Raw genomic sequence first — 4,425 nt, 5'->3', positions numbered from 1 at the left:
CTTGGCGGGGTGGCGGAGAGGTGGTTGGGGCTTTGGGTTCGTCGCGTGGGGTGAGGGGTGCGGCTTCGCGTTAGGGGGGTGTCGGGGAAGGGTTGAGCGGCGGAGTCGTTCCCCGGGTGCTTCGGCGGCGGTGCTTTGGGTCTGGCTGTCGGGTGGGGTGTGTTCGCGGTAACCCGCGTCAGGGTTGTCGATGGGAAAAGGCTGCCTCCTTCCGGTGCGGTGGAGCGGCGGCTGGGGTGGGCGGGCTTTGGATTCGGGTCTGACAGGCGTCGATGTGAAAAGGCCGCCTCCCGCCGGGTGTGGCGGAGAGGCGGTTGGGGCTTTGGGTTCGTGGCGTAGGGCGAGGGGAGCGGCTTCGCGTTAGGGGAGGGCTGCCGGAGAAGGGGCTGAGCGGCGGAGTCGTTCCCCGGGTGCTTCGGCGGCGGCGCTTGGGGTCTGGCCGTCGGGCGGGGTGTGTTCGCGGTAACCCGCGTCAGGGCTGTCGATACGAAAAGGCCGCCTCCCGCCGGGGTGGCGGAAGGCGGCCTGGGGTTGGCGCGTGGTGGGAGGCGGGCGTTAGAGGCGTTCCTGGAGCGCGTCGGCGGCGGCGAGGAGATCGGCCGCCCACCGGGCGCCGGGCTTGCGCCCTATGCGTTCGATCGGGCCGGAGACCGATACCGCGGCGACGACGGTTCCGGAGGAATCGCGCACCGGGGCGGAAACGCTCGCGACGCCGGGTTCGCGTTCGGCGACGCTTTGCGCCCAGCCGCGGCGGCGGACTTCGAGCAGAGTGCGTTCGCCGTAAACCGCGTCGGCGAGGATCGCCCGTTGCGTGTGCGGATCCGACCACGCGGCAAGGACCTTCGCGCCCGAGCCCGCCGTCATCGGCAGGCGCGAGCCGATCGGAACTGTGTCGCGCAAACCGCTCGGCGGTTCCGCGGTCGAAACGCACACGCGCTGCACGCCGTCGCGCCGGTAAAGCTGAACGCTTTCGCCGGTGATGTCCCGGAGCTTCGGCAGCACCGAACTCGCCGCGTCGAGCAACGGGTCGGTCGAGCCGCCCGCGAGTTCGGCGAGCGCGGTGCCCGGCCGCCAGCGCCCGTCCGGGCCGCGCCGCAACAGGCGATGCACCTCGAGCCCGACCGCGAGCCGGTGCGCGGTCGCGCGCGGAAGCCCGGTGCGCGTGCACAGTTCCGCCAGCCCGCACGGGTCCTCGGCGACGGCCTGCAGCACGGCCACGGCTTTGTCCAGTACTCCGATACCGCTATGCTGTCCCACGACGCGATACTATCTTCCCGCAGTGTGGGAAGTCCAGAATCTGGGAAAAACGAAACCCGGGCCCGCGGCCAGCCGCGGCTCGCCCCTCCTCACCGGCTCTGTCCGGGTTCCGTGCTCCCGGCCGATCCCGTGGAAGGAGCCGGAGATGACCACCCCCACCGGCAAGGCTCGTACGCTGGCGGAGAAGGTGTGGGACAGCCACCTCGTGCGCCGAGGCGAAGGCGCCGAACCGGATCTGCTCTACATCGACCTCCACCTGGTGCACGAAGTGACCAGCCCGCAGGCGTTCGACGGACTGCGGCTGGCCGGGCGGCAGGTGCGCCGCCCCGACCTCACCATCGCCACCGAGGACCACAACGTCCCCACCGTCGACATCGACCTCCCGATCGCCGACCCGGTGTCCCGCACCCAGGTCGACACGCTTCGCCGCAACTGCAAGGAGTTCGGCGTCCGGCTGCACCCCATGGGCGACGCCGAACAGGGCATCGTGCACGTGATCGGACCGCAGCTCGGGCTGACCCAGCCGGGCACCACCGTGGTGTGCGGCGACAGTCACACCTCGACGCACGGCGCGTTCGGCGCGATGGCCTTCGGCATCGGCACTTCCGAGGTCGAGCACGTGCTCGCCACCCAGACGCTGCCGCTGCGGCCGTTCAAGACGATGGCGATCAACGTCGACGGCACGCTGCAGCCGGGCGTCACCGCGAAGGACGTGATCCTCGCGGTGATCGCCAAAATCGGCACCGGCGGCGGGCAGGGCTACGTCCTCGAGTACCGCGGCAAGGCCATCGAAGACCTGTCGATGGAAGCCCGGATGACCATCTGCAACATGTCGATCGAGGCGGGCGCGCGCGCCGGCATGATCGCGCCGGACGAGACGACCTTCGCCTACCTCAAGGGCCGTCCGCACGCGCCGAAGGGCGAGGCGTGGGACGCCGCCGTCGCCGCCTGGCGCGAGCTGCGCACCGACGAGGGCGCGGAATTCGACGCCGAGGTCCACCTCGACGCGGACCAGCTGACGCCGTTCGTGACCTGGGGCACCAACCCGGGACAGGGCCTGCCGCTGGGCGATTCGGTGCCCGACCCGGCCGCGATCCCGGACGAGAACGCGCGCTTCGCCGCCGAGAAGGCGCTGTCCTATATGGATCTGAAGCCGGGCACGCCGCTGCGCGAGATCGCGGTGGACACCGTTTTCCTCGGGTCCTGCACCAACGGCCGGATCGAGGACCTGCGCGCCGCGGCCGAGGTGCTGCGCGGGCGCAAGGTGGCCGATTCGGTCCGGATGCTCGTGGTGCCCGGTTCGATGCGGGTGCGCAAGACCGCCGAAGAGGAAGGCCTGGACAAGATCTTCGCCGAGGCGGGAGCCGAATGGCGGCAGGCGGGCTGCTCCATGTGTCTCGGGATGAACCCGGACCAGCTCGCCCCCGGCGAGCGGAGCGCGTCCACCTCCAACCGCAACTTCGAGGGACGGCAGGGCAAGGGCGGCCGCACGCACCTCGTCTCGCCGCTCGTGGCCGCCGCCACCGCCGTGCGCGGGACGCTGTCCTCGCCCGCCGACCTGCCCGCCTGACTTCCCCGAGAGGAGCTCCCACCATGGAACCGTTCACCCAGCACACCGGGATCGGGGTCCCGCTGCGCAGGTCCAACGTGGACACTGACCAGATCATCCCGGCCGTCTACCTCAAGCGCGTGACCCGCACCGGATTCGAGGACGGGCTGTTCGCCGCCTGGCGCGGCCAGGAGGACTTCATCCTCAACCAGGAACCGTTCAAGAACGGGTCGGTGCTGGTCGCCGGGCCGGACTTCGGCACCGGTTCGTCGCGCGAGCACGCCGTGTGGGCGTTGATGGACTACGGCTTCCGGGTCGTCATCTCGTCCCGGTTCGCCGACATCTTCCGCGGCAACTCCGGCAAGGGCGGCCTCGTCGCCGCGCAGTGCGAGCAGTCGGATGTCGAACTGCTCTGGAAGCTGCTGGAGAACGAGCCCGGCACCGAGGTGTCGGTGGACCTCGAAGCCAAGACCGTGCGGGCCAAGGACTTCACCGCGCCCTTCCAGATCGACGACTACGTCCGCTGGCGGCTGCTCGAAGGACTCGACGACATCGCGCTGACTCTGCGCCACGCGGGGGACATCGACGAGTTCGAGTCGAAGCGGCCCTCCTGGAAGCCCGCGACGCTTCCCGCCGCGACCTCCTGACCTGCGCCGCCGGGGCCGGATTCCCTGCTCGGAAAGGGAATCCGCCCCCGGCGGGCCCCCTCTTCGCCCACGCCAAACGGAGCCTCCCGGACCCGGAAACGGGTCCTTCGGGAGGGCGGAACCGTTCCCGCCGCAAGGGAAAATTTCGCGTGCCGTTTGGAATTTGTGCTGTCTTGGTAATACCGTGTGCGTTAGCCGGCCGACCTGGCCGTGGACGAAGAGTTCTTCTTGGAGGGACTGGAATGGCCAACAAGGCCCAGCTGATCGAGGCGCTGTCGGAGCGTCTGGGCGACAAAAAGGTTGCTTCGGAGGCCGTCGACGGTCTCGTCGACATCATCATCCGGACGGTCAACAAGGGCGAAAAGGTGAACATCACCGGCTTCGGGGTGTTCGAGAAGCGCGCTCGTGCCGCCCGCACCGCGCGCAACCCGCGCACCGGCGAAGCCGTGCGAGTGAAGAAGACGAACGTTCCGGCGTTCCGCGCGGGCACCACGTTCAAGGACGTGATTTCCGGTTCGAAGAAGCTGCCGAAGGCCACGGCGGCGAAGCGGGCCACGGCCAGCACCGCGAAGGCGACCACCACCCGCGCCGCCTCGACGACCGCCACGCGCAGCACCCGTGCCACGGCGGCGAAGCCCGCCGCCACGCGCACCCGCGCCACCGCGGCCAAGGCTCCCGCCAAGGCCACCGCGGCCAAGACGACGACGCGCGCCACGGCCGCGAAGTCCACCACCACCCGCGCCAAGGCGGCCCCGAAGGCCACCACCACGCGGGCGAAGGCCGCCGCCAAGCCTGCCGCCAAGACCACCGCGGCAGCGAAGAAGACCACGGCCGCGGCCAAGAAGGCCCCGGCGAAGCGCACCTCGGCGGCCAAGAAGAAGTAACAGCCCCGGTATTCGTTGCTTCGCGGCAGGGCCCCGACCTCGGGTGAGGTCGGGGCCCTGCCGCGTTTTCGGGGGGACTTGGGCGGCT

4 protein-coding genes are annotated in these 4,425 nt (G+C 70.4%); 3 read left to right on the top strand and 1 reads right to left on the bottom strand.

What is annotated here, in order from left to right:
- Nucleotides 1-555: 555 nt before the first annotated feature.
- Nucleotides 556-1,257, bottom strand: coding sequence for an IclR family transcriptional regulator (locus PUT80_RS46055; protein ID WP_275295903.1), 702 nt, complete (start codon nucleotides 1,255-1,257; stop codon nucleotides 556-558).
- A 145-nt stretch (nucleotides 1,258-1,402) separates the two neighbouring features.
- Between PUT80_RS46055 and leuC the strand changes: the two genes are divergently transcribed.
- The 3 genes from leuC to PUT80_RS46040 all read left to right on the top strand — a co-directional run bounded on the left by leuC (nucleotide 1,403) and on the right by PUT80_RS46040 (nucleotide 4,337).
- Nucleotides 1,403-2,827 carry a 3-isopropylmalate dehydratase large subunit gene (gene leuC / locus PUT80_RS46050; protein WP_275295902.1) on the top strand — a complete coding sequence of 475 codons (1,425 nt, stop codon included), beginning with the start codon at nucleotides 1,403-1,405 and terminating at the stop codon, nucleotides 2,825-2,827.
- Between the two features lie 23 nt (nucleotides 2,828-2,850).
- Nucleotides 2,851-3,453: a 3-isopropylmalate dehydratase small subunit gene (leuD, locus tag PUT80_RS46045; RefSeq protein ID WP_037811732.1), complete on the top strand. Its 603-nt coding sequence runs from the start codon at nucleotides 2,851-2,853 to the stop codon at nucleotides 3,451-3,453.
- A gap of 242 nt (nucleotides 3,454-3,695) precedes the next feature.
- Nucleotides 3,696-4,337 (top strand): HU family DNA-binding protein, encoded by a 642-nt coding sequence (locus PUT80_RS46040; protein WP_037811731.1) that lies wholly within the window; start codon nucleotides 3,696-3,698, stop codon nucleotides 4,335-4,337.
- Nucleotides 4,338-4,425 lie beyond the last annotated feature (88 nt).

This window comes from Amycolatopsis sp. La24, assembly GCF_029087445.1.
Classification (GTDB): domain Bacteria; phylum Actinomycetota; class Actinomycetes; order Mycobacteriales; family Pseudonocardiaceae; genus Amycolatopsis; species Amycolatopsis nivea.
Note: the sequence above shows the minus strand (reverse complement) of the source record. Positions and strands in the feature narration are given on the sequence as shown.